Genomic DNA, 23,287 nt, shown 5'->3' with positions numbered 1-23,287 from the left:
TAAGATGGCGTAGAGAGCCGCTTGATCCAACGGTATAAAACAAGCAATTGCTTTTTTAATTTTTTGGCGATAGGAACGTCATTCGCGTTCTGCTGATCCGGAGCGCCTTTCTGCCGTCCTGTTTCGTCCGCATTGCAAAGCAGGCCCCACCGGCCCTGTTGCTGCTGCGCGGGCGGCAGCACTCAACGCATCACCCGCAGGTTTTTCATGTCCAATTCATCTAGCAGCGGCAGCTGGGCCGAAATTTTCACGCCACGCTATGCCAGCGTGATGCTCATCCTGTCGCTCGGGGTGGCCCTGCTGGCGTTCAACGCCTTCCTGTCCTCGATCTCGCTGCCGACGGCGGTGCTGGAAATGGGCGGCGTAGCGCTGATTTCCTGGGCGCTGACGCTGTTTTTGGTGTTTGCCATTGTCGGCGGCGCCGGCGCCGCCTTGTTCAAGCAGCGGCTGGGCGCCAAGACGGCTTTGCTGGTCGCGGCGGGCGTGTTCCTGGTGGGGACGCTGATTGCGGCCAATGCCAGCTCGATGCCGCAGGTGCTGGTAGGCCGCGCCTTGCAGGGGTTGGGCGAAGGCGTGGTGTCGGCCATCTGTTTTGCCCTGATCCCCGAGCTGTTTCCGTCGCGGCTGGTGCCCAAAGTGTTCGGCATTCAGGCGATGATCTGGGCGATTGCCGCCTTTGGCGGGCCGGCCGTGGCCGGGTTGCTGACCGAGCTGGTGTCGTGGCGCGCCGCGTTCCTGATCAGCGTGCCGCTGGTGCTGATCTTTGCCGTGATGGTGCTGTTCGTGGTGCCGGCCAAAAGCGCCGAACCGAGCCGCGCGACGAGTTTTCCTGGGCTGCGGCTGCTGAGCATCGGCGCCGGTATCATGCTGGTGGCGCTGGCCGGGCTGGCGGCACCGCTGCCGGCTGCCGCGCTGCTGGTGGGCGCCGGCGTGCTGCTGGTGCTGGCGGTGTGGCTGGATGGTCGCAGCCGCGACCGACTGATGCCGCCGGACGCGTTCCGCCCGGTTTCGGTGGTCGGCACCGGGCTGTGGATGACACTGCTGATCAACGTCGCCGGGGCCGGCTCGGCGGTCTATCTGGTGCTGGTGGTGCAGCAGATCTGGGGCTATGGCGCCACCATGGCTGGCGCGCTGGCCGCTGTGCTGGCAGTGGCCTGGAGCGCTTCGGCGATTACCGTTGCCAATGTGCGACAGAAGGAAACCCGCAAGCTGCTGATCAAGCTGGGGCCGGCGCTGATCGGCATCGGCCTGCTGCTGGTGCTGGCCGGGCTGCAGCTAGACATGGTGGCCGTGGTGGTGGTTGGGCAGTTGATCATCGGCAGCGGCTTTGGCACCTGCAATGGCTACCTGAACCTGACGATGATGGAAGCGGCGAGCGATGCCGAGCGTGACCGCACCTCGGCGCTGATGCCGACTACCCAATCGGCGGGCAATGCCATCGGCGCGGCGCTGGCCGGGGTGGCCGCCAATTCGGCGGGCCTGGCCACGGCAGTGTCGGCGGCGGATGTGAAGTTCGCCATCGTGCCGGTCTATCTGCTGGGGGCGGCGATGGCGGCGGTGGCGTTTGCCGCGGCATGGCAGACAACGCGGCTGGTGCGGCCGCAGGACCAGTCCTCGAGCTTTGCGGCCGGCTAGCCAGCCGGAACCTGTCCGGCTCAGCCGGGTTTAGCTTCACAGCGGCGCTATCGGGCGTCGCTGTGGAGAACAGCAGCAATGAGCAAGGATAGACAGTCGCCGGACGCGCCGACGACCAGCATGGCGCGCGGCACGGGCGGGGAGACGCAGCAGCGCGACACCGGGCCGGTTTTGACCACCAATCACGGCGTGCCGGTTTCGGACAATCAGAACACGCTGAAGGCCGGTATGCGCGGCCCGGCGCTGCTCGAAGATTTCGTGCTGCGCGAAAAGATTTTCCATTTCGACCATGAGCGGATTCCGGAGCGCATCGTGCATGCGCGGGCCACGGGGGCGCATGGGTTTTTCGAATGCACCAAGCCGATCCCCGAGCTGACGCGGGCCAGCCTGTTCCAGAAGAAGGGCGCCCGCGTGCCGCTATTCACCCGGCTTTCGACAGTGGCCGGCTCGAAGGGCTCCAAGGACACGCCGCGCGATGTGCGTGGCTTTGCGGTGAAATTCTATACCGATGAGGGCAATTGGGACCTGGTCGGCAATAATATGCCGGTGTTCTTCATCCAGGACGCCATCAAGTTTCCCGACCTGATCCATGCAGTCAAACCCGAGGCGGATCGCGGCTTTCCGCAGGCGGCGTCGGCGCATGACACGTTCTGGGATTTTGTCTCGCTGATGCCCGAGAGCATGCATACGGTGATGTGGCTGATGTCGGACCGGGCCCTGCCGCGTTCGCTGCGCATGATGCAGGGCTTTGGCGTTCACACCTATCAGCTGGTCAATGCCAAGGGCGAACACAGCCTGGTCAAGTTTCACTGGAAGCCCAAGCAGGGGGTGCAGTCGACCACCTGGGACGAGGCGGTGAAAATCTCCGGCGCTGATCCCGATTATCACCGGCGCGATATGTATGAGGCGATCCAGGCGGGCGACTATCCCGAATGGGAACTGGGCATTCAGGTGTTCGACGAGGCTTGGGCGGCCAAGCAACCCTATGATGTGCTCGACGCCACCAAGCTGGTGCCCGAAGAGGAAATCCCGGTGCAGATCATCGGGCGGATGGTGCTGGATCGTTACCCGGACAATTTCTTTGCCGAAACCGAGCAGGTGGCGTTCCTGCCAACCAATATCGTGCCGGGCATCGACTTCACCAATGATCCGCTGCTGCAGGGACGGCTGTTCAGCTATCTCGACACGCAAAAATCGCGGCTGGGCACGACCAATTTTCACCAGATCCCGATCAACGCGCCGAAATGCCCGATGCATAATTTCCAGCGCGACGGCATGATGCAGACCCAGGTGCCGACCGGGCGGGCGACCTATGAGCCCAATTCGCTGGCCCACGCCGGCGAGGATGGCGGGCCGCGCGCCAGCACCCAAGGGTTTCAGACCCTGGCCAAAATGGATGAGCCGGCCACCGAGAAGCTGCGCATCAGGTCGGAGACGTTTGCCGATCACTTCAGCCAGCCGCGCCTGTTTTATCGCTCGCAGAACAAGACAGAACAGGGCCATATCATCGCCGCCACGGTGTTCGAGCTGTCCAAGGTGCAGCTGGAGCAGGTGCGGGCCCGCGTCGTCGGGCAGATGCGCAATATCGATGAGGACATGGCCGCCCGTATCGCCAAGGGGCTCGGCATTGCCCTGCCTGACAAGATCGCCCCGGCGCGCGAGCCGGTCGACATGAAGACCTCCGACGCGCTGTCGATCCTCAAGCACAAGGCGCCAGTGGCGGGGCGGAGCATTGGACTGCTGGTCACCGACGGCGCCGATGGCGGGGCGGTGAAGGCCCTGCAGAATGCCGCCAAGGGCAAGGGCGTCACCGTCAAGATCATCGCGCCCAAGGTGGGTGGGGTGACGCTCAAGGATGGCAGCCATCTCAAGGCCGACGAAAAGCTCGATGGCGCGCCATCGGTGCTGTTCGACGCGGTGGCGATCATCGGCTCGCCGGATGGCATCAAGCCGCTGCTGACCGAAAAGGCGGCGCTGGATTTCTGCTCGGATGCCTTTGCCAATCTCAAGGCCATTGCCCATGGCGATGAGGCCAAGCCGCTGCTCGACAAGGCCGGGGTCGGCGCCGATGACTGGGTGTTCGGGCTCGATGCCGGAGCACTGGTTGCCAAGGTGTCCGACCGCAACTGGGCGCGCGAGCCCAAGGTCAAGACGCCGCTCTGAGCGACGCGAAAAGGGCGGCGGGATGAACCACCGCCCTTTCAGTTCAGCGGCAGATTGACGGCATAGATTTGCAGCGCCGCCTCCGGCGGGCTGATCGGAGCCAGCCAGGGCCAGGAAAGTCCGGCAAAATCGGGCAGGCCGGTCAGTGCCTGATTGGCCGGCAGGCCGCGACAGAACACCAGATAATCCAGCTGCCGCTCGGTGGCGACCGCCCGGGCCTCGGCCTCGCTGCCGGAGTAGAACCGGATCAGATCGGCAAGCCCGGCTTCATTGCGGTGATAGCCTGCCGAGACGATGGAATGGGGCGTTTCAAGCAGCAATTGCGGCCCGATCAGCAGGAAGCTCATCAGCCGACTGGGCGGCAGGGCGGCCAGCGGCTCATAGGCACTCCGTTCGAGGCAAGCCTGCAAGCTAGGCGAGGAGGAACTGGTGTCCCCCGGCGCCAGCAGCGCGGAAACGTAGGTGAAGAGCGTCCAGTGCGCTGCGCCCATGAAAGCCAGAACCGTCATCGCCGCCCCGGCGGCGGCGGCCAGTGTCTGGCGACGGCGGAACCAAGCCCAGACCTGCGCCACCAGCCAGGCCGGCGCCGGCAAAATGGCCACGCTGAGCAGGCGGAAGCCGCGCACCTGCAGGCAGAACACGGCAAACAGGGCGAGGCAGAACAACGCCAACACCAGCCAGCGCCAGCGCTGTTCGGGCGGAACCAGCGCCGGCACCAGCAGCGCTGCCGCCATCCCAAGCACCGGCAGAATGAGCAAAGCCCGTTGTTGCAACAACACCTGCGTGAGCCAGACCCAGACCGGCATCGCCTCGCCGATTTCGGGCATCAGGATGGCGGCCAGGCCGGCATCGAGATTGCCGTAAGGGCCATTGCGGCACTCTGGAAACAGCCAGAGCACCACCGCCATGGCGAGCCCCGCCAGCAGCGCCAGCGCCAGCAGCCGGGTGCCCGGATGACGCAACAACGGAGTCGCCAGCACGGCGACAAGCATGGCCACGCCGTAGCCGATGCCAGCGACGACATAGGTGATAGAGAGCGCATCGCAGGCGCCTGAGAGCCAGCTGGTCATCGGGCTGGCCGCCAGCAGATGCAGCAGCAGCGCCGCCGGGAAACTGGCGGCGAAGGCCAGAACCTGCCGTTGCCCGCCGCGCGGCTCAACCAGCCAATAAAGCGCAAAACAGACCAAAGCGGCGATGACCGAGGGCAGCACCTCGGTGCCGATGGCAATGCCAGTCGCAGCGATAATGCCCGCGGCCACGGCCCAGCCGACACTCTGACGCCCCAATATGCTGGCCAGGATCAGCGCCAGAGTCAGCGCGATCTGGACATTGTGATGATCCACCCGGCCGGGGATGAATTCAGTATAGACGGCGATGGCCATGGCCAGCAGCGCCAGCGCCGGCAGTCGGGCCGCCGGGCCGGCCAAGCGTTCGGTCAATTCGGCGAGCAGCGCCACCACCACCAGCAGCAGCAGCAGCGGCCAGACAAAGGCTGCCCAATAGGGGGCGGCGTCATGGGCGAATGGCGTAAAAACGGCCATGAGCAGCGCCAGCGGCGCATCGATCAGCCGCGACCAGTGCATCGGCGCGCCGAATGGGGTGTTGTCGCGATATTGCAGCGTGTCGGTCCACGCTTGGCCGTTGAACAGATCCACAGCCTGGACGAGGCGCATCGCGTCGTCACCAGAGACGCTCAAGAGGGCGCCGGTGACCATGGCCGACAGGCCGAGCGCGGTGGCAATGACCGCCCAGGTCAAAGCGAGCTGAACCCACTTATTTGTCACCCAACTCATGCGCTGCCCCCACTCCCGTCCGGCAGAGCCTTAGCAATTGCGGGTTAAGCGCTCTTAAAGCCGGTGCAGTCGAGCGGCACGAAAAAGGGCGGTGGGATGAACCACCGCCCAGTTGTCAGGGAGAAAATCAGGGACGCTCGTCTAGCCCAAAGGCTGGGGCACAATGCGCAGATAGGGCTTCAGTTCCTTCCAGCCATCAGGATATTTCACCTTGGCGGCTTCGTTGGAGACGGAGGGGACGATGATGACGTCCTCGCCATTCTTCCAGTTGACCGGGGTGGCGACCTGATGCTTGGCCGTGAGCTGCAGGCTGTCGATGACGCGGATCACCTCATCGAAATTGCGGCCGGTGGAGGCCGGATATTCGATCTTGAGCTTCACCTTCTTGTCCGGGCCGATAACGAAGACCGACCGCACGGTCAGCGTATTGTCGGCATTGGGATGGATCATGTCGTACTGGCGGGCGACTTCGCCCTTGGGATCGGCCAGCAGCGGGAAATTCAGCGCCGTGCCCTGGGTTTCCGCAATGTCCTTGGCCCACACCTTGTGCTCTTCGATCGGATCGACCGACAGGCCCAGCACCTTGACGCCGCGCTTCTCGAATTCGGGCTTCAGCTTGGCGGTGTAGCCCAGCTCGGTGGTGCAGACCGGGGTGAAGTTCTTGGGATGGCTAAACAGCACCGCCCACGACCCATCGATATAGTCGTGAAAATGGATCGGACCTTCGGTGGAGTCGAGGGTGAAATCGGGGGCGTTATCGCCAATCAGGAGGGACATGGTTTCAACTTCTCTCGCGGGGCGCAACCGGCCCCAAAAAACGCTGCGGCTAGAATATCGTACTTCAGCCAGCCATTTGAAGCCGGCGGGATTAGAATGGTTTTATGTTTTGGGCAAGGTGTGCGCCAAGCCATTCCACGAGCACGGTATAAGGCAGGATGGCGGGGTTTCCGAGCGGCAATTGCGGGTCGCCGCTCGCCCCGATTGGACCTAGTTCTGCGGCCGGACCGGTGCGCCCTTGGTCCCGGTGACCTGTTCGGTGGCAAGCGGAATGACCGACAGGCTCATCTTGCCGCTGCCCTGCTGCACTTCGCGGGAATGGGCCAGATAGATCAGCGCATTATTGGCCGCGTCGTAAACCCGGGTGACGCGCAGCGATTTCCAGATCAGCGACCGGCCTTCCTTGAATATCTCCTCGCCGCCGGCGCGGGTAGCAATATCGCCAATGGTCAGCGGGCCGGTGACCGAGCAATCCAGCGCCGAATAGGACGGGTCCTCGAACCAGTTGCCCTGCTGCAGGCGATCGATGAAGGAGCGGTTGAAATAGGCCAGATGGCAGACGACGCCATCGACTTCCGGATCGGCCACCGCATCGATGGCGATATCATTGCCGGTCCAGTCGACGCCGACCGAACCGACCGAGCGGCTGTCGCCGCAGGCGGCAAGGGTGACGGCGACCAGGGCGGTCATGGCGAGGGCGGCGAAGCGGTTCATCGGCGGGCTCCTATAGGTCGGCCAGTAGATGGGGAGTTTGCCACGCCACGCAAGTGGAGACGGCTAATAACGCTGTTGGCGCAAGTGCCGCTCCAGCAGGCGCACCAGCAGCGACAGTGAAATGGTCATGGTGAGATAGAGGAAGGCCACCACATTATAGGTTTCAAAAAACAGGAAGCTGCCCGAGGAATAGACTTTGCCGAGCTGGGTGATGTCCTGCACGCCGAGCGCCGAAACCAAAGCGGAATCCTTGATCATCGACACGAAATCATTGGCCAACGGCGGCAGGATGGTGCGCAGCGCCTGCGGGAAAATCACCAGGCGGAAGCACTTCCAGCGGGAGAACCCGAGCGCGCGGGCTGCTTCGATCTGGCCGCGATCCACGGACTCGATGCCGGCGCGGAAAATCTCGGCGATAAAGGCCGAATAGCACACGGTGAGCGCCAGAATGGCGCGCCAGACGAAATCGAACTGGCGGATGGTGACCACGGCATCGAAGGGCTGCAACAGCCAGTTGACCCCGGCGATCAGCCCGGGCGCGCCGACAAAGGCGACATAGAACAGAAACACCAGCACCGGAATGCCGCGGATGATTTCCACGTAGAAAGTGGCCAGCTCGCGCAGCACGCGGTTTTGCGAGGTGCGGGCCAGGGCGATGAGCAGGCCAATCAGCGTGGCGGCGAAAAATGCGACCAGCGTCACCCAGATGGTGGTGACCACGCCACCCGACAGCGCCCGGAAAATCTGCGCATAGCCGGCATCGTCGGTGATGGCCCAGAGCCCGACCACAAACAACAGGCCGATGGCCAGCAGCCACCACGGCGTGCGGGACAGGACGGACGGTTTGCGGGGGAGATAGGTCATAAAGCTCGCAATGCGGACCGAAGGCTAGGGCGCCGAGTATGCGCCTGCTCTCCCGGCAGGGGGATAAGGTGGGGTGGGGCCATTCCCTGAAGTGGAGTGGCCAAAGGCCCCTCACCCGGCGCTGCGCGCCGACCTCCCCCCAAAGGGAGAGGTGAGCGGCGTTAGCGCTTACTGGGCCGAGTTATAGTCGAAGAACCATTTCTGTTCGATCGCCGCCATGGTGCCGTCGGCCTTGATCTGGGCGAGGGCGGCGTTGATCGGGGCGGCGAGGTCGGAGCCAGGGGTGAGGATGAAGCCGAAATCCTCGGTGCCCAGCGGTTCACCGACAATCTTGAAGGCGCCCGGATTGGCACCGATATAGCCATTGGCCGAGGTTTGATCCATCAGCACGGTATCGACATCGCCCGATTGCAGCGCCTGCACCGAGGTGCCAAAGGTTTCGAACAGCTTGATGCGCGGATTGGCTTCGTCGCCATCGAGCACGTCATAGACGGCGACGTAAAAATTGGTGGTTCCGGCCTGGGCTCCAACCAGGAATTCGGCATTGGCGCCGAAGGTCGCCGCGTCGGCGAAGCGGGATTCATCGGCGCGCACCAGCATCAACTGCTGGCTGGTGAGATAGCTGTCGGAAAAATCGATCTGGCTTTTGCGCTCATCATTGATGGTGATGCCGTCCATGCCGACATCGAACTGGCCGTCGCGCACCGCCTGGATCATCACGTCCCAGCTGGCCAGCTGCCAATCGACCTTGGCATTGAGGCGCTTGGCGATCTCGTTGAACAGATCATATTCGAGCCCGATGCCCTCGCCGGTCGCCAGATCGCTGAAATTGAGCGGGACATAGGCGTTTTCGGTGACCGCGACGATGCTGCGGCCAGCCAGATCGGGCAGCGCGTCCTGCGCCTGCGCGGCGGGCAGCGTGAGCGCCAGAACCGTGGCGGCGGCGGCAAGAATACCGGTGCGTGCAAACATGAAATCCGTCTCCCGAGCAATGTTTGACCGGGAGGCTAGACTAGAGCAACCACCCTTGGAATGGGGTTTTATGCCTCGTCGGCGATGGCGGCGCCCGGGCCGTTCTTCTTCAGCGATTCAATGGCGTTCACGGCGCTGGCCTTGGCCTTGTAGGTTTCGGTGCGCGCCATGGTTTCGCCATTGGAGGCGACGAAGCGCACGAAATGCTGGCCATCCTTGGAGGCGACGATTTCGAAGCGATAGCCCGAACCGGTCTCGTCCTTGGACAGATCGACCGTCGCCGCATCGGGCGCATTTTTCTTCAGCGACTCGATGGCCGATTTGGCGCTGGCCTTGGCCTTGTAGTTTTCCGACCAGAAGATTTTCTCGGAATTATACGAGAAATCAAACTTGAACTGATCATTCGCTGCGGCGGTGACGTTGAATTTATGCGCCATGACGCTGGCCTCCCTCAAACATGCAGCCCCAGGCCGCTGGAGGAAAGACTAGCCGGAGTTGCGCGAATTGGAAGGGGAAATTTATGCCCCCTGAACGGGTTCGGCATGGCCCGCTTCGCTGCGCAGGGGCTGCAGATCATTTTCGCTGACGATGCGCAAATGGGTCTCGGCCTTGGCCTGCACCTTGTATTGCACGCCATGCCCCTCATAGGGCAGCAGCGCCACGATCTTGCATTCGCCGGCGCGGCGGGTGCTGCTGCCGCGATTGGGCAGGAGATCCAGGGTCTGGCCGACTTTGTATTTATGCATGTCACGCTCCCGAAAAGGAGCCGGCCGGCGCCCAGCAGGAGCGCCGACCGGCGGAATTTAGCTGAGACTAGAGCACGGCCAGATTGGTGGCGCTGGCGCGGCCGTCGCGGCCCTTTTCGACTTCGAAGCTGACCTTCTGCCCATCGGCAAGGCCGGAAAGGCCGGCGCGCTCGACAGCCGAGATATGCACGAAGGTGTCGGCGCTGCCGTCATCCGGCTGGATGAAGCCGAAGCCTTTGGTGGAATTGAAGAATTTAACCGTGCCGTTGATGGCCATGAGACGTTTTCCTTCGAAGCCCGCGCCGAACAGCGAACGAGCAATTCCCCCGCCGCAACACGCGGGCAGAGGCTGGCGACGTTCGCAAAGATGTGGGGTTCGCCCAAAGGCAAGCCGTGCAAGGCTGAAAACGTGGATGACCCTAGCAGCAAGCGCCCCGGCGAACAAGCAAGTCCGGGGGCAGCCAAGCCCCGCGCGCCGCGCATGCGCCAGCGCCGGACGGCGCCGACGCCTCCGGGGATAGGTGAACGAGCGGAGCCCCGAGGCGGCGATCGCCTCGATGGGTAGTAAAGAGTGAGGTGATCGTCGCCTCGGGGCGTCGGGTTTTTCTCGGAAGGCAGACCGCAAGCCCCAGCATGGAACCGTAGCCCCATGCCCGAATGCCCCATCCGCACAGCCCAGGGCGGAGCGCGACCTCCCCCCTCCCGACCGTCTTGCCGGACACCGGTCGCTGCAGCGCCGCCCGTATCCCGGAAAGATGGGAGCAGTATGCGCCAGGATTTGGGGGCGGGGATAAGATGGATAAGTGGGGGGCCGGGCTCGCCACAAACGCAATGTCATCCCGGCCTTGAGCCGGGACCCATCCTGAGATGGGTGGGCCGACCACCTTGCGGCTGTGGCACGATCTCGAGATGGACCCCGGCTCAAGGCCGGGGTGACACCGAGAATGGGGGGGGAGCAGGTGCCTCATTGTAGCTGGGAAGGTGGATCACCGGGACGGGCCCGGTGATGACGGTGGGGAGCGGCCCGCATCGCTCGGCCGTCATTGCCCTTCTGGTTTGGGCAAGCCGTGACGCATGGGTTTGTGGCTCCACCCCCTCCTAGCCTCCCCCATCAAGGGGGAGGTATCGCTCCACTCGCGGGCGCGATACGGCCTCACACTCGATCTGACACCGCCCCCATCATGGGGGAGGATGGGAAGGGGGTGACTGGGTTCGCAACGAACCCGCCAGACCATGCCTCACCGCCGCTTATACTGCTCAAGCTGCTTGGCCAGCTGGTCGCGCAGATCGCGCAGGCGGGCGGCATAGGCTGCGTTCTGATGCGCCGGCACCGGCGGCGCCAGCTTGGGCCGCAAGCGCGCCACCGGCAGCGACGTGTCGCCGCTCACCGTCCAGACAAAGGCATTGAGATCGCCGCGCCATACCATATTGGCCGCCTCCCACGCCGCCAGTTCGGCCAGCGCCTGCCCCAATTGCGTGGCCAGTCCACCATAATCGGGCGCCGCCACCGGCAACGGATACCCCACCACCAGAAACGGCAACGCCTCGCGCAACAACGCCTCCGCCACCATGCCGGTATGCGCCGACACCACCCCCTGCGGCCGCCGCGTCGCCACCGGGGCGATCTGGGTTTGCAGAGCCGTGAGCTTTAGCCACAAAGCCTCATGCCGCGCGGCAAGGGCGTGGGTGACGGGCGGGAGGGTGCGTTTGCGGCGGGGCATTTTTGGGGGTCTCCTGCGGCAGGGTGCCGGAGAGGAGAGGGTAAGGCTGGGTGGAGGGGGCGGGGATAAGGTTTGTGTGTGAGTGAGGGCAAGCCATCAGAACTTGTGCCTATTGGGGTCTGCCCCTTGCCTTCTCCCTGCGGCTACGCTCATCTCACCCTCAAACGAGGGAGTAAGAAATGGCAAATAATGACCCAATATATGTCGTCTTTCGGAAGAAAGAGGGGAGGTTTGTAGGTCATTCCATCGCCTTTGAGCGGCCAAACCCCGAAGCGATGGCCGAAATGCTTGCGCCAGAAAACATTGCGACAGAAACAAAATCGGCGGATCAGAAAGTTGATCAGTTAACTTTCCCTGACGCCCTCTCGTCGTTTCTTTCCATCATGAGCACATACCGCAACATGATACCATTTACTATTGAGGTATCCCCCATGGTATCTGGAATGATTGCATCATCCGAAATTGGTCGCTTTGTGCTGGAACGGGGCCAAGAGATCGAAGAAATCAGCAATGACTAATACGGTGTATTTGAGGTCCCCAGCGGCTACATTGGAAAACTGATTCAAAAACATGAAAATGCGACTGCGGCAGTGAAAGGCGCAGAGCACCTTCCGGAGATCGCCACAATAGGTCTGATTAGTGTATATGACGCATATTTGGCCAAGATACTGAGGGTAGTATTTTCAACCCACGAGGAAATGATATTGACCTCGGAAAGAGAAATTAAATACTCAGATTTACTTTCTTTTGCATCACTTGAGGAAGCAAAATACAGCCTGATCGATAAGGAGGTAGAATCCGTCCTCAGGAATAGCCATCACGAGCAATTTAGCTGGATGGAAAACAAATTTGGCATGACGTTAAAAAATGGTCTCGATATTTGGCCTGATTTTGTTGAGCTTTGCGAGCGACGCAACTTGCTAACCCATACAGGCGGGTACGTTTCTCAACAGTATTTGAATAACTGCGCCGCACACAGCCACAAATGCTCAGCAAAACTTGGTGATAAACTTGAAACTGACGCGGCATACTTTAAGCGCGCCGTGCAAATTATCGGGGGAGATAGGGCTAAAGCTCGGGCATGTTTTGTGGAGAAAATTTAAGGAGGGTGAGCGCGTGAAAGCGGACAGCGCTCTTAATGAAACGGGACTCAACCTCATCAGAGATCGCGAATACTTTCTCGCCGAGAAACTTCTGGACCTCGGCGCATTTCACTTCAAGAAGCACTCTACTGACCAAGCACGCCGAATGATGGTCGTAAATCTTGCAAATGCCGTTCGTCTGGGTGGAAACAAAGAACGCGCAAAAATGATTCTCGGTAAGGAGGATTGGTCAGCCACAGGACCAGATTTTCAAATTTGCGTCGCTGCAGTACGAGAAGACCTCAACGAGCTATGCCGATTGCTTCGCGCAGGCGGGACCACCGGGCCAATTCTTGCAGAGCATTACAGGGAATGGCCAGTATTCAGAGGCATCAGAAGAGAAACTGACTTTGCCAATGCCTTTTTAGATATCTTTGGTGAGCCGATACTAAAAGATGACAAGCCAAAAGCTCTGCCGGAGCCGATGGACGAGCCTATCACCGATGGGGAAACCGTGCTGCATTGACGAAGTCCCGCCCCCCACTCGGCCCGCTCGTGGGTTATTCTGCCGAGGAGCGAGAACAGCGTTTGGGGGGGGGGGGGGACGAAACCGGGACTGATCCGCCTTAGGGAAACCAGCATGAAAGCTTTCGGCAAGCGCCCCTACTCGTCGCCCATCTTGAGCGCCTTGATAAACGCTTCCTGCGGGATGTCGACATTGCCGTATTGGCGCATTTTGGCTTTGCCCTTTTTCTGCTTTTCCAGCAGCTTGCGCTTACGGGTGGCGTCGCCGCCATAGCACTTCGCCGTCACGTCCTTGCGCATGGCGCGGACGGTTTCGCGGGCGATGATCTTGCCGCCAATGGCGGCCTGGATCGGGATCACGAACAGATGCGGCGGGATCAGATCCTTGAGCTTTTCGCACATGATGCGGCCGCGGGTTTCGGCCACGCTGCGGTGCACCAGCATCGACAGCGCGTCGACATGCTCGGCATTGACCAGCACGGTCAGCTTGACCAGATCGCCGGGGCGATAATCGGCCAGCACATAGTCAAAGCTGGCATAGCCCTTGGAAATCGACTTCAAGCGATCGTAGAAATCGAACACCACTTCGTTGAGCGGCAGATCATATTCCACCAGAGCGCGGGTGCCGACATAGCTCAGATTGCGCTGGATGCCGCGACGGTCCTGGCAGAGCTTGAGGATCGAGCCGAGATATTCGTCGGGGGTGAGAATGGTCGCCTTGATCCAGGGCTCGCGGATTTCCTCGATCTTCATCACGTCCGGCAGATCGGCCGGATTGTGCAGCATGACGGTGTCGCCATTGGTCATGGCGATTTCGTAAACCACCGAAGGGGCCGTCGCGATCAGGTCGAGATTGAACTCGCGGGAGAGCCGTTCCTGAATGATTTCGAGATGCAGCAGGCCCAGGAAACCGCAGCGGAAGCCGAAGCCGAGCGCGGCGCTGGTTTCCATTTCATAGGAGAAGCTGGCGTCGTTGAGGCGCAGCTTGCCCATGGCAGCGCGCAGCTCTTCGAATTCGGAGGCATCGACCGGGAACAAGCCACAGAACACGACTGGTTGTGCCGGGCGGAAGCCCGGCAGGGGCTCACTCGTTGGCTTGCGGTCGTCGGTGATGGTATCGCCGACATTGGTATCGGCCACTTCCTTGATGCCGGCGGTGAAGACGCCCAATTCGCCGGGGCCCAGTTCCTTGACCTCGACCAGCTTGGGCGTGTTGACGCCGACGCGGTCGAGTTCATAGACGGCGTTCGAGGCCATCATGCGGATCTTCTGGCCCTTTTTCATCACGCCATCGATGATGCGTACCAAGACGACAACGCCGAGATAGGTGTCGTACCAGCTATCGACCAGCAGAGCCTTGAGCGGCAGATTGATGTCGCCCTTGGGGGCGGGCAGGCGATGCACGATGGCTTCGAGCACGGTGTCGATGCCGATGCCCGACTTGGCCGAGATTTCCAGCGCTTCGGACGCGTCGAGGCCGATAACGTCCTCGATCTGCTGCTTGACGCGCGGAATGTCGGCGGCGGGCAGATCGACCTTGTTGAGCACCGGCACGATTTCGTGGCCGGCATCGAGCGCGTGATAGACATTGGCGAGGGTCTGCGCTTCGACACCCTGGGAGGCGTCGACAACGAGCAGCGAACCTTCCACGGCGGCCATGGAACGGCTGACTTCATAGGCGAAGTCGACGTGGCCGGGGGTGTCGATCAGGTTGAGAATATAGGTCTCGCCATTCTGCGCCGTGTAGGACAGCCGAACGGTCTGGGCCTTGATGGTGATACCGCGCTCGCGCTCGATATCCATATTGTCGAGCACCTGCTCTTTCATCTCGCGCAGGTCGAGCCCCCCTGTCGTCTGGATCAGACGATCGGCGAGCGTGGACTTGCCATGGTCGATATGGGCGACGATGGAAAAATTGCGGATGTGGGAAAGCGGCGTTGTCATGCCCGCGCTGATAGCAGAACTGCGCGAAGCCGCAAAGATGGTTTAGTGAGGGTTAAACACAAGGCAGTCGGCAGCTTTTGCATGGCTCGCACGTTGGAGGGGAATGATTATCCCATTCAAGCTCATCGCCCTGGCCCCGCTGCTGCTCACCGCGCCGGTGCTGGCCCAGGATTTTCTCGGACCGCTCAATGATTTTGTCGAGACGCTGACCGCGCCCAAGCCGGCGCCGTCGGCACCATCGCGGCCGGCGCCGAAGGTGGTTGCGCCGACAGTGGCCACGCCACCGCCCGTGCCTCGGCCGCGTCCGCCCAGCCTGCCGGAGGCGCCGCAGGTGACGCCGCCGCTGGTGGAACCGGAACAGAAGCCGGAGCCGGAGGCCGAACCGGAGGCTGCGCAGGCGGCGGAGCCGGCGCGGATCTATCAGGTGGCGTGTCCGGCGGTGTTATTAGGGCTGGTGGAGGCGGAGATGGCGCCGCCATTGAGCGAGGAGGCGTGCGGGGAACAGTCGCCGCTGGTGGTGACGGGGGTGTTGAGCCGGGGGCGGATGGTGCCGCTCAGTGCGCCGATCACCACCAATTGCCAGATGGCCAGCGCCCTGCCTCGCTGGATCGAGACCGTGGATGGCTATGCCGAGGCGATGCTGGGCAGCGCGCTGGCTGCGGTGAATACCGGCACCAGCTATATGTGCCGCAAGCGCAATAATGCGGCGGCGGGCTTTGTCTCCGAGCATGGCTTTGCCAATGCGGTGGATGTGACCGGATTTACCCTGGCGGATGGGCGCAGCATCGATGTGACGGCGAACTGGTTGCCGGCGGCGCAGCCCGAGGGGCGGCTATTGCGGCTGGCGCATGATGCGGGCTGTGCCGGCTTTACCACCACGCTGGGGCCGGAAGCCAATGCTGAGCATGCCGACCATCTGCACCTCGATCTCGGGTGCCATGGGGCGAGCTGTGAGGCGCGGATTTGTGAGTGAGGGACTCGCGGAGAGCCCCCCTTCCTGCTCGATCACGGACTTAGCAAGGGCTAAGTCCTATCTCGCTTCCCTCCCCGCAAGGGGGAGGGCGGCAGACTGATAGCTCTGTGCAGGATTTTTGCAGTCGACACCCTCCCCCTTGCGGGGAGGGATCAAGGGTGGGGGTGGTTTGGCCCGATATCGGGGCTCTCGTCACCCCCTCCTAGCCTCCCCCTTCAAGGGGGAGGTACAGCGCGGTGGGTGGGAGAGATCGGTTATTGAGCCGGGACGGCCGGGGCAACAGGCGCAGCTTCAGGAACGGGAATTGCTGCGGGTTCGACCGGGACGGCAGCGGCTGGCACGGGCGCAGCGGCGGGGGGTGGCAGGGCGGCGTAGATGGCGGTGACGGCGTCGACGCCGAGGCGGTCGGGGCTGCCGTCGGTGCAGTCGGGGGTGGTCTTTTCGACATCGGCCTTGACCTGGGCATAGGCGGCGCCGGCGCTGGCAACGTCCAGACCAAGGGCGGTTTCGAGGCGGCTGCGGTCAACCGCCATGCCGGTGACGATATTGGGCTCAAGCGCAATGGCGCAGAGCTCGATCACCGCCTGGGTGGCGTAAAAGCCGGTCAGCATATTGGCTTGCTTGGGCGAGGTATTGAGCTTGGCGGCCGGGTCGATGACGACATCGGGGGTGGCGGCTGGAGCGGCGGGGGCGACCGGCTGGGCCAGTACGGGGCCGAGCGAGAGGGCGAGAATGGTGAGCGCGGCGAGAGGGCGGATCATCGGGGGCTCCTATGGGGCGGTTTTCCACCCCCTTCAAAGCCCCGATTATGGCCTCAGCGCGGCGCGCGGTCGCAATAAGGGTGATGGACCGGCAGATCGGCCCAGTCGCGCAGCGACATGGTATCGGGATCGCGGGTGAGGCGCTGGGGGGAGGCAGACGTGGTGAACAGGCGGGTGAAGCGCCGGACGAAGCTAGACATTTTGTGACCTCCTTTCAGGTCGGAATAGTGTTTACCTGCCCAAGATGGCCCTTGGGGACCGGCTGCGCAATGGACAAGGTCGCAGCCCCATTGTAGAAAAACTATATGGCCAATCCTTTTCCCGTTCCGCTGAATGCCCTGCGCGCCATCGAAATCGTGGCGCGGCGCGGTGCGCTGGCCCCGGCGGCCGAGGAATTGGGGGTGACCATCGGCGCGGTCAGCCAGCATTTGCGGCGGGCCGAGGAACGGCTGGGCATGGAGCTGTTCGAGCGCACTCCGGCCGGGCTGCGCCCGCTGCCGGTGCTGAAGGCGGCGCTGCCGCAGCTGACCGCCGGCTTTGCCGCCTTGCAGGATGGGCTGGCCGGGCTCAAGGGGAGCGACGAAGGCGTGCTCAACCTGACGGTGGGGAGCGTGTTTGCCTCGCGCTGGCTGATCTGGCGCATCACCAAATTCACCGCGCTCAACCCCGATATCGAGGTGCGGCTCAACGTGACCTCGTCGATGCTGGATTTGAGCCGGCCCGACGTCGATTGCGGCGTGCGCTTCGGGCATGGGCAATGGCCGGGGGTGAATGCCGAACTGGTGGGCGGGCGGGCCTATCAGCCGGTCTGTGCACCGGTGGTCGCCAAGCAGCTTAAGCACCCGGCCGATCTGGCCAATGTGCCGGTGATCCAGGATCAGACGACGATGCTGAGCTGGGATGCCTGGCGCAGCGAATTGGGACTGGACCCGACCATCCGGCTGACCGGGCCACTCTATTCGGATGCCTCGCTGGCTTTTGATGCGGCGATTGCCGAACAGGGCGTGCTGATGGCCGCCGACATGATGAGCGCCGACGCGGTGAGCGACGGGCGGCTGGTGCGGCCGTTCGAGCATTCGGTGGAAGGACCGCAGGGCTATTGGCTGGTGACCGGCAAGGGGCGGCGCGAGAGCCGCAAGGTGCGAGCGTTCCGCGCCTGGCTGGAGCATGAGGTGCCGGCCAGCGTGCATGGCTATCTCGGCCAGATACGGCACATGCCGGATGCGGGATGATTTTGCGTCTTTGTTGAGTTTTTCGGGATATTCACGCGTGAACAGCGGCAATGCTGCGTTTAGAGAGGCAAAACTACCGGCTACGCTCTGCTAGAATGTGCCGATAGAGTGAGCAAGACTGCAGTGGGGGCGGACATAGATGGCTGATGATGTGATTGTTCTGGGGGCCGGCATTGTCGGCGTGGCCACCGGGATTTACCTGTTGCGGCGCGGGCGCAGCGTGACGCTGATCGACCGGGGCGCGCCGGGGCAGGAAACCAGCTTCGGCAATGCCGGCATCATCCAGCGCGAAGGCGTGCGGCCGCACGCGTTTCCGCGCGATCTGGCGATGCTGCTGCAGGTAGGGCTGCATTTGAGCACGGCCGCGCGCTATGAGCCGCTGGCGCTGCCGCGACTGGCGCCGGCGCTGCTGCGCTATTGGTGGGCCTCATCGCCGGAATCCTATCGCAAGGTGGTGCAGAGCTATGCGCCGCTGATCGGCCGTTCGATCATCACCCATGCCGATCTGATGAAAGATGCCGGGCCGGCGGCCGAGGCGCTGGTGAGCAAGAGCGGATGGCTGCTGGCCTTCCGCAGCGACAAGGGGCTGCGCCGCGAGGCCGAAAAGGCGCGCGAGGATCATGACCAGTTCGGCATTTCGCACCGCGTGGTGGAATGGCCCGAACTCAAGCAGATGGAGCCGGCGCTCAAGGGCGGGCTGGCCGGGGCGATCCACTGGACCGACCCATGGACCGTGCGCGATCCCGGCGCGCTGGTCACCGAATATTTCAAGCTGTTCCAGCGGCTGGGCGGCAAGTTCGTTTCCGGCACCGCCAGCGGGCTGGAGCAGGACGCCAATGGCTGGACAGCCATTGTGGACGGGGTGCGCCATAGCGGCAAGCAGGCGGTGATCGCGCTGGGGCCGTGGGCGCCGGACGTACTCGACAAGCTCGGCTATCGACTGCCGCTCTTCGTCAAGCGCGGCTATCACATGCATTATGACAGCGAGCATGGGGCCAGCCTGAACCAGCTCGTGCTCGACCCCGAAGTGGGCTATGCGCTGGCGCCGATGGCGCGGGGCATTCGCCTGACCACCGGGGCCGAATTTGCCATGCGCGACGCGGCGCCCACTCCGGTTCAGCTCGACAAGGCCGAGCGGGCAGCGCGCGAACTGCTCGATCTCGGGCCAAGGCTGGATGCCCAGCCGTGGAAGGGCGCGCGACCCTGCACGCCCGACATGATGCCGATCATCGGCAAGGCGCCCCGCCACGACGGGCTCTATGTCGGCATCGGCCACGCCCATCACGGTTTCACCCTCGGGCCGGCCACCGGCGAATTGCTGGCGCAGGCGATGACCGGGGAAGAGACGGCGATCAATATCAAGCCGTTCGGAATGGAGCGGTTTTTGCACCGGTAGGGGTGTTGTTCAGCCTGAACGGCAGCATCGGCGTGTTTGGCCCACCCCACCCTCAATCCCTCCCCATCAAGGGGAGGGAGGCGCAGGTTGCGAGGCCGGTGTTCATCGTCTCCCTCCCCCTTGTGGGGAGGGATCAAGGGTGGGGGTGAGCCACCCACCGGCCTTGCGAAGAGACCTGGCGCAAGCGCCGCTCCCCTTTTAGCGCAGCCAGCCGGTGGGGCGGGGGTGGAGTTCCATCTGGCCGTCCTTGGTGGCGGCGTCGATGGCGGCGATTTCTTCGGCCGAGAGCGTCAGATTGTTCAGCACGCCGAGATTGTCCTTGAGCTGATCGAGGGTCCGCACGCCGACCAGTGCCGAGGTCATTTCCGGGCGGCGCAGCGCCCAGGACAAAGCCAGCTGCACCATGGTCTGGCCGCGCGAGCGGGCGATGTCGCCCAATCTGTCGACGGAAGCGAGCACGCGGGGCTCGATATGGCTGGCGCGCAGCGAGCCATTGGGATTTTCGCCGCGGGTGCCCGAGGTGTTGCCGGAATTATACTTGCCCGAGAGCACGCCCTGCGCCAGCGGCGAGAAGGCGATCATGCCGATGCCCAATTCGCCACAGGCGTCGATGGTGTGGTCGTTTTCGATCCAGCGATTGATCATCGAATAGGAGGGCTGATGGATGGTGGTGGGCACGCCCATATCCTTGAGGATGCGATGGGCTTCGCGGGTTTCGGCTTCCGGGTAGCTGGAAATGCCGACATAGAGCGCCTTGCCGCTGCGCACCGCATGGGCCAGCGCGCCCATGGTTTCCTCGAGCGGGGTCTCAGGATCAAAGCGGTGCGAATAGAAAATATCGACATAGTCGAGCCCGAGGCGCTTCAGCGACTGATCAAGGCTCGCCAGCAGATATTTGCGGCTGCCGAATTCGCCGTAGGGGCCGGGCCACATATTGTAGCCGGCCTTGGTGGAAATGATCAGCTGGTCGCGATAGGGGCGGAAATCGCGGGCCATGACCTGGCCGAATAATTCCTCGGAGGAGCCGGCCGGCGGGCCGTAATTATTGGCGAGATCGAAATGGGTGATGCCGTGATCGAAGGCATAGCCGAGGATTTCCATCGCCGAGGGATAGTCGCGGGTGCCGCCGAAATTCTGCCACAGGCCGAGGCTGATGACCGGCAGCTTGAGCCCGGAATTGCCCGAGCGGCGGTATTGCATAGAGTCATAGCGTGCCGTATCGGCCCGATAGGTCATGACGATCTCCCCACGATTTCTCAATTTGGCCCGGCGCGCGGGCAATGATATGAGCGGGCCGATGAACCCATGGCCGCGCGATATGAATGGTAATCTGCCCCAAGCCAATCAACCATACAAGGTGATGGCGATCTATAAATTTGCCGCCTTGCCGGACGCCGAGGCGATCCAGCCAAAGCTGGCCGCGCTCTGCGCTGCGCAGGGGATCAAGGGCACGCTGATCCTGGCGCCGGAGGGGATTAACGGCACCGTGGCGGGCACCATAGCGGCGATCGATGCGCTGGCCGACTGGCTGTTTGACGGGGCGGTGTTTGGTGGGCGGCTGGCCGGGGCGGAGGTGAAATATTCCACCGCCGAGGCGATGCCGTTCCTGCGGCTCAAGGTGCGGCTGAAGCCGGAAATCGTGACGCTGCGGGCGCCGGAGGCCAATCCGGCCGTGACGGTGGGCACCTATGTCGAGCCCGCGGACTGGAACCGGCTGATCGAGCGCAATGACGTGGTGCTGGTCGATACCCGCAATGATTATGAGGTCGGGCTGGGCACGTTCCAGCGGGCGCTCGACCCGTCCACGAAGAATTTCACCGAGTTCAAGGATTATGTGGCGACCCATCTCGATCCGGGCCGCGACAAGAAGGTGGCGATGTTCTGCACCGGCGGCATTCGCTGCGAAAAGGCGTCGAGTTATCTGTTGAGCCAGGGCTTTGAGGAGGTGTTTCACCTCAAGGGCGGCATCCTCAAATATCTCGAAGTGGTGCCGGAGCAGGATAGCCGGTTTGCCGGGGAGTGCTTTGTGTTCGACGAGCGCGTCTCGGTCGGCCATGGCTTGGTCGAGGGCGACGCCAGTTTGTGCCGCGCCTGCCGCCACCCGTTGACCCCGGATGATCGGGCCAGCCCCGACCATGTCGAAGGCGTCAGCTGCCCCCATTGCGTCGGCGAGGCCGACAAGCATGCGGCAGCCGCCGAACGGAAAAAGCAGATCGAGCTGGCCAAGGCGCGCGGCCTGTCCCATCTCGGCGACGACGCGGCAAGGCTGGCGGCGGAGCGCAAGGCGCTGAAACAAGCGCAGGCCGAAGCCTCGCGGGCGCGCAGTAAAGCGGGCTAGGCGGCGCGCGGTTCGATCCGGACCAGATCATCGCCGATGGAGCGGCGGCGTTCCATCAGGTCAAAATCAGCCTGTAGACCGAGGAAAAATCCCTCGGACATGCCGAAATAACGCGCCAGCCGCAGATCGGTATCGGCGGTGACGGCGCGCTTGCCGAGCACGATCTCATTGATGCGGCGCGGCGGCACATGTACGGCGCGCGCCAGCGCGTTCTGGCTAAGGCCCATCGGCCTGAGGAATTCTTCCAGCAGGATTTCGCCGGGATGCGGATTGGGCAGCAGCTCAGTCATGGTAGTCGACGATTTCGACATGGTTCGGTCCTCCTGTCTGCCAGACAAAACAGATGCGCCACTGATTATTGATGCGCAGGCTGTGCTGGCCGGCCCGATTGCCTTTCAGCGCTTCGAGACGGTTGCCGGGCGGCACACGCAAATCCTGTAGCAACTGCGCCTGATTGAGCAGACGCATTTTGCGCAGAGCGACCGACTGGATATCCGGCGGCAGCTTGCGACTGCGCCGGCCGGTCCAGATCAGCTCAGTCTCAGCGCTGGCGAAGCCCTGGATCATGGCCGAGAGTGTAACGCTGAGCGTTATATGACGCAATGCGTCATGGGCTAGGCGTTGCCGATCAGAATGCCGGCGGCGAAGACCAGGGAGCCGCCGAGGACGACTTGCAGCACGGCGCGCCAGAATGGGGTCTGCATATAGCGGTTCTGGATGAAGGCGATAGCCCAGAGCTCGATCAGCACGACGGTGATGGCCAGGGTGGTGGCCATGGTGAAATCATGGATGAGGTAAGGCAGTGCGTGGCCGAGGCCGCCCACGGCGGTCATGATGCCGGCGGCGAGGCCGCGCTTGAGCGGTGAGCCGCGCCCGGTGAGCTTGCCGTCATCGGCGGCGGCTTCGGTGAAGCCCATGGAAATGCCGGCGCCGATGGCAGCAGCGAGGCCGACGAGAAAGGTCTGGTGGGTGTCGCCGGTGGCGAAGGCGGCGGCAAAGACCGGGGCCAAAGTGGAGACCGAGCCATCCATCAAGCCGGCGAGGCCGGGCTGCACATAGGTCAGCACGAATTGGCGGTGCGCCTCGGTTTTTTCGCTGTCGCGGCCGGATTCGCCGAGCACTTCGGCGTCGATCCGGTCGGCGGCGGCGGCATGCTGGCGCTCGGCGCGGGCCAGATCGCCGAGCAGCTTGCGGGTGCCGGCATCGCTCACCTGCCTGGCCGCCTCGAGATAGAAGCGATAGGCGCCCTCCTCCATTTCCCAGACCTGCTGGCGCACGGCTTCGAGGGTCAGCGTCTGCATCAGCCAGAGCGGCTTGCGGGTGAGGAAGCCGCGCACATGTTCGCGGCGGATGGGCACCAGGCGCGGGCCGAAGCGCTCGACATAGAGATCGAGAAGACGGCGACGATGCTCATCCTCCTCGGCGGCCATGGCCTCGAACAAAGCCGCCGAGCCGGGATAGGTCTCGGCGAGGCGGGTGGCGAATTCGGAATAGATGCGGCCATCTTCCTCCTCGGCCGCCACGGCAAGCGAGAGAATTTCGCGCTCGGACAGGGTGGTAAATGCGCGGCGATTGTCGGGGCGGAGCGAGAACATGGATGGCCATAAGTTAGAATGGTTCTAAACAATGATTAGAACCATTCTAAGGTTGT

Annotated in this window: 25 protein-coding genes and 1 pseudogene; 9 read left to right on the top strand and 17 right to left on the bottom strand. The window is 63.0% G+C overall.

The genetic code is table 11. The annotated features are described in order from the left end of the window. Nucleotides 1–207 precede the first annotated feature (207 nt). Entirely contained in the window at nt 208–1,635 is a 1,428-nt protein-coding gene (locus ACX3OZ_RS09050; RefSeq protein WP_459104308.1) for an MFS transporter, read from the top strand. Nucleotides 1,636–1,713: 78 nt separating this feature from the next. Then, the gene (locus ACX3OZ_RS09045; protein WP_459104307.1) at nt 1,714–3,798 is read left to right on the top strand and encodes a catalase; all 2,085 of its coding nucleotides are present in this window, start codon (nt 1,714–1,716) and stop codon (nt 3,796–3,798) included. Between the two features lie 38 nt (nt 3,799–3,836). Here the strand turns inward: ACX3OZ_RS09045 and ACX3OZ_RS09040 are convergent, their stop codons facing one another. From ACX3OZ_RS09040 to ACX3OZ_RS08995, 10 genes and pseudogenes are all read right to left on the bottom strand, one after another. Continuing rightward, complete coding sequence (locus ACX3OZ_RS09040) at nt 3,837–5,591, bottom strand: hypothetical protein (RefSeq protein WP_459104306.1); 1,755 nt, start codon at nt 5,589–5,591, stop codon at nt 3,837–3,839. 141 nt (nt 5,592–5,732) lie between these two features. Next, nucleotides 5,733–6,368 (bottom strand): peroxiredoxin, encoded by a 636-nt coding sequence (locus ACX3OZ_RS09035; protein ID WP_459094398.1) that lies wholly within the window; start codon nt 6,366–6,368, stop codon nt 5,733–5,735. A 210-nt stretch (nt 6,369–6,578) separates the two neighbouring features. Further along, nucleotides 6,579–7,082: a CreA family protein gene (locus ACX3OZ_RS09030; RefSeq protein WP_459104305.1), complete on the bottom strand. Its 504-nt coding sequence runs from the start codon at nt 7,080–7,082 to the stop codon at nt 6,579–6,581. A 63-nt stretch (nt 7,083–7,145) separates the two neighbouring features. Next, on the bottom strand, nt 7,146–7,946 hold the full coding sequence (locus tag ACX3OZ_RS09025; protein WP_459094396.1) for an amino acid ABC transporter permease: 801 nt from the start codon (nt 7,944–7,946) through the stop codon (nt 7,146–7,148). Nucleotides 7,947–8,114: 168 nt separating this feature from the next. Further along, on the bottom strand, nt 8,115–8,918 hold the full coding sequence (locus tag ACX3OZ_RS09020; protein WP_459104304.1) for a substrate-binding periplasmic protein: 804 nt from the start codon (nt 8,916–8,918) through the stop codon (nt 8,115–8,117). Between the two features lie 68 nt (nt 8,919–8,986). Further along, nucleotides 8,987–9,148: a YegP family protein gene (locus tag ACX3OZ_RS09015; RefSeq protein ID WP_459094796.1), complete on the bottom strand. Its 162-nt coding sequence runs from the start codon at nt 9,146–9,148 to the stop codon at nt 8,987–8,989. Nucleotides 9,149–9,199: 51 nt separating this feature from the next. Further along, nucleotides 9,200–9,355 (bottom strand): annotated as a pseudogene (locus ACX3OZ_RS09010) (YegP family protein); the annotation flags it as partial. A gap of 81 nt (nt 9,356–9,436) precedes the next feature. Then, nucleotides 9,437–9,664, bottom strand: a complete 228-nt coding sequence (locus ACX3OZ_RS09005; RefSeq protein WP_459094394.1) for a hypothetical protein — start codon at nt 9,662–9,664, stop codon at nt 9,437–9,439. Nucleotides 9,665–9,731: 67 nt separating this feature from the next. Then, a complete protein-coding gene (locus ACX3OZ_RS09000) occupies nt 9,732–9,941 on the bottom strand; it encodes a cold-shock protein (RefSeq protein WP_459094393.1) in 210 nt (69 codons plus the stop codon). A 961-nt stretch (nt 9,942–10,902) separates the two neighbouring features. Continuing rightward, on the bottom strand, nt 10,903–11,385 hold the full coding sequence (locus ACX3OZ_RS08995; protein ID WP_459094392.1) for a hypothetical protein: 483 nt from the start codon (nt 11,383–11,385) through the stop codon (nt 10,903–10,905). A 179-nt stretch (nt 11,386–11,564) separates the two neighbouring features. On the opposite strand from ACX3OZ_RS08995, the gene ACX3OZ_RS08990 reads away from it, so the two are divergent. The 3 genes from ACX3OZ_RS08990 (at nt 11,565) to ACX3OZ_RS08980 (ending at nt 12,993) form a co-directional block, all read left to right on the top strand. Further along, nucleotides 11,565–11,903 (top strand): hypothetical protein, encoded by a 339-nt coding sequence (locus tag ACX3OZ_RS08990; protein WP_459104303.1) that lies wholly within the window; start codon nt 11,565–11,567, stop codon nt 11,901–11,903. A 186-nt stretch (nt 11,904–12,089) separates the two neighbouring features. Further along, nucleotides 12,090–12,488 (top strand): hypothetical protein, encoded by a 399-nt coding sequence (locus ACX3OZ_RS08985; protein ID WP_459104302.1) that lies wholly within the window; start codon nt 12,090–12,092, stop codon nt 12,486–12,488. A 13-nt stretch (nt 12,489–12,501) separates the two neighbouring features. After that, nucleotides 12,502–12,993, top strand: coding sequence for a hypothetical protein (locus ACX3OZ_RS08980; RefSeq protein WP_459104301.1), 492 nt, complete (start codon nt 12,502–12,504; stop codon nt 12,991–12,993). A gap of 137 nt (nt 12,994–13,130) precedes the next feature. Here the strand turns inward: ACX3OZ_RS08980 and lepA are convergent, their stop codons facing one another. Beyond that, nucleotides 13,131–14,936, bottom strand: coding sequence for a translation elongation factor 4 (lepA, locus tag ACX3OZ_RS08975; protein WP_459094388.1), 1,806 nt, complete (start codon nt 14,934–14,936; stop codon nt 13,131–13,133). A gap of 103 nt (nt 14,937–15,039) precedes the next feature. Here lepA and ACX3OZ_RS08970 point away from each other — a divergent pair, with 103 nt between their 5' ends. Next, on the top strand, nt 15,040–15,909 hold the full coding sequence (locus ACX3OZ_RS08970) for an extensin-like domain-containing protein (protein ID WP_459104300.1): 870 nt from the start codon (nt 15,040–15,042) through the stop codon (nt 15,907–15,909). A gap of 254 nt (nt 15,910–16,163) precedes the next feature. Here ACX3OZ_RS08970 and ACX3OZ_RS08965 read toward each other — a convergent pair whose 3' ends face one another. Next, entirely contained in the window at nt 16,164–16,670 is a 507-nt protein-coding gene (locus tag ACX3OZ_RS08965; RefSeq protein ID WP_459104299.1) for a hypothetical protein, read from the bottom strand. Nucleotides 16,671–16,723: 53 nt separating this feature from the next. Further along, on the bottom strand, nt 16,724–16,870 hold the full coding sequence (locus tag ACX3OZ_RS08960; protein WP_459104298.1) for a hypothetical protein: 147 nt from the start codon (nt 16,868–16,870) through the stop codon (nt 16,724–16,726). Between the two features lie 105 nt (nt 16,871–16,975). Between ACX3OZ_RS08960 and ACX3OZ_RS08955 the strand changes: the two genes are divergently transcribed. Next, nucleotides 16,976–17,902 (top strand): LysR substrate-binding domain-containing protein, encoded by a 927-nt coding sequence (locus tag ACX3OZ_RS08955; protein WP_459094384.1) that lies wholly within the window; start codon nt 16,976–16,978, stop codon nt 17,900–17,902. 139 nt (nt 17,903–18,041) lie between these two features. Then, nucleotides 18,042–19,298, top strand: a complete 1,257-nt coding sequence (locus tag ACX3OZ_RS08950; RefSeq protein WP_459094383.1) for an NAD(P)/FAD-dependent oxidoreductase — start codon at nt 18,042–18,044, stop codon at nt 19,296–19,298. Between the two features lie 198 nt (nt 19,299–19,496). Here ACX3OZ_RS08950 and ACX3OZ_RS08945 read toward each other — a convergent pair whose 3' ends face one another. Further along, a complete protein-coding gene (locus ACX3OZ_RS08945) occupies nt 19,497–20,534 on the bottom strand; it encodes an aldo/keto reductase (RefSeq protein WP_459094382.1) in 1,038 nt (345 codons plus the stop codon). A 61-nt stretch (nt 20,535–20,595) separates the two neighbouring features. On the opposite strand from ACX3OZ_RS08945, the gene trhO reads away from it, so the two are divergent. Next, entirely contained in the window at nt 20,596–21,636 is a 1,041-nt protein-coding gene (gene trhO, locus ACX3OZ_RS08940; RefSeq protein WP_459094381.1) for an oxygen-dependent tRNA uridine(34) hydroxylase TrhO, read from the top strand. Here trhO and ACX3OZ_RS08935 read toward each other — a convergent pair. From ACX3OZ_RS08935 to mbfA, 3 genes are read right to left on the bottom strand one after another with little or no spacing between them, the layout of a single operon-like run. Continuing rightward, nucleotides 21,633–21,947, bottom strand: a complete 315-nt coding sequence (locus ACX3OZ_RS08935; protein WP_459094380.1) for a HigA family addiction module antitoxin — start codon at nt 21,945–21,947, stop codon at nt 21,633–21,635. The two genes, trhO and ACX3OZ_RS08935, sit on opposite strands and share 4 nt — an antisense overlap. Continuing rightward, nucleotides 21,919–22,203 carry a type II toxin-antitoxin system RelE/ParE family toxin gene (locus tag ACX3OZ_RS08930; protein WP_459094379.1) on the bottom strand — a complete coding sequence of 95 codons (285 nt, stop codon included), beginning with the start codon at nt 22,201–22,203 and terminating at the stop codon, nt 21,919–21,921. Before ACX3OZ_RS08930 ends, ACX3OZ_RS08935 begins: the two co-directional genes overlap by 29 nt. Before the next feature lie 47 nt (nt 22,204–22,250). Next, nucleotides 22,251–23,231 (bottom strand): iron exporter MbfA, encoded by a 981-nt coding sequence (mbfA, locus tag ACX3OZ_RS08925; RefSeq protein WP_459094378.1) that lies wholly within the window; start codon nt 23,229–23,231, stop codon nt 22,251–22,253. Nucleotides 23,232–23,287 lie beyond the last annotated feature (56 nt).

It is taken from the genome of Devosia sp. A369 (assembly GCF_054489345.1).
Note: the sequence above shows the minus strand (reverse complement) of the source record. Positions and strands in the feature narration are given on the sequence as shown.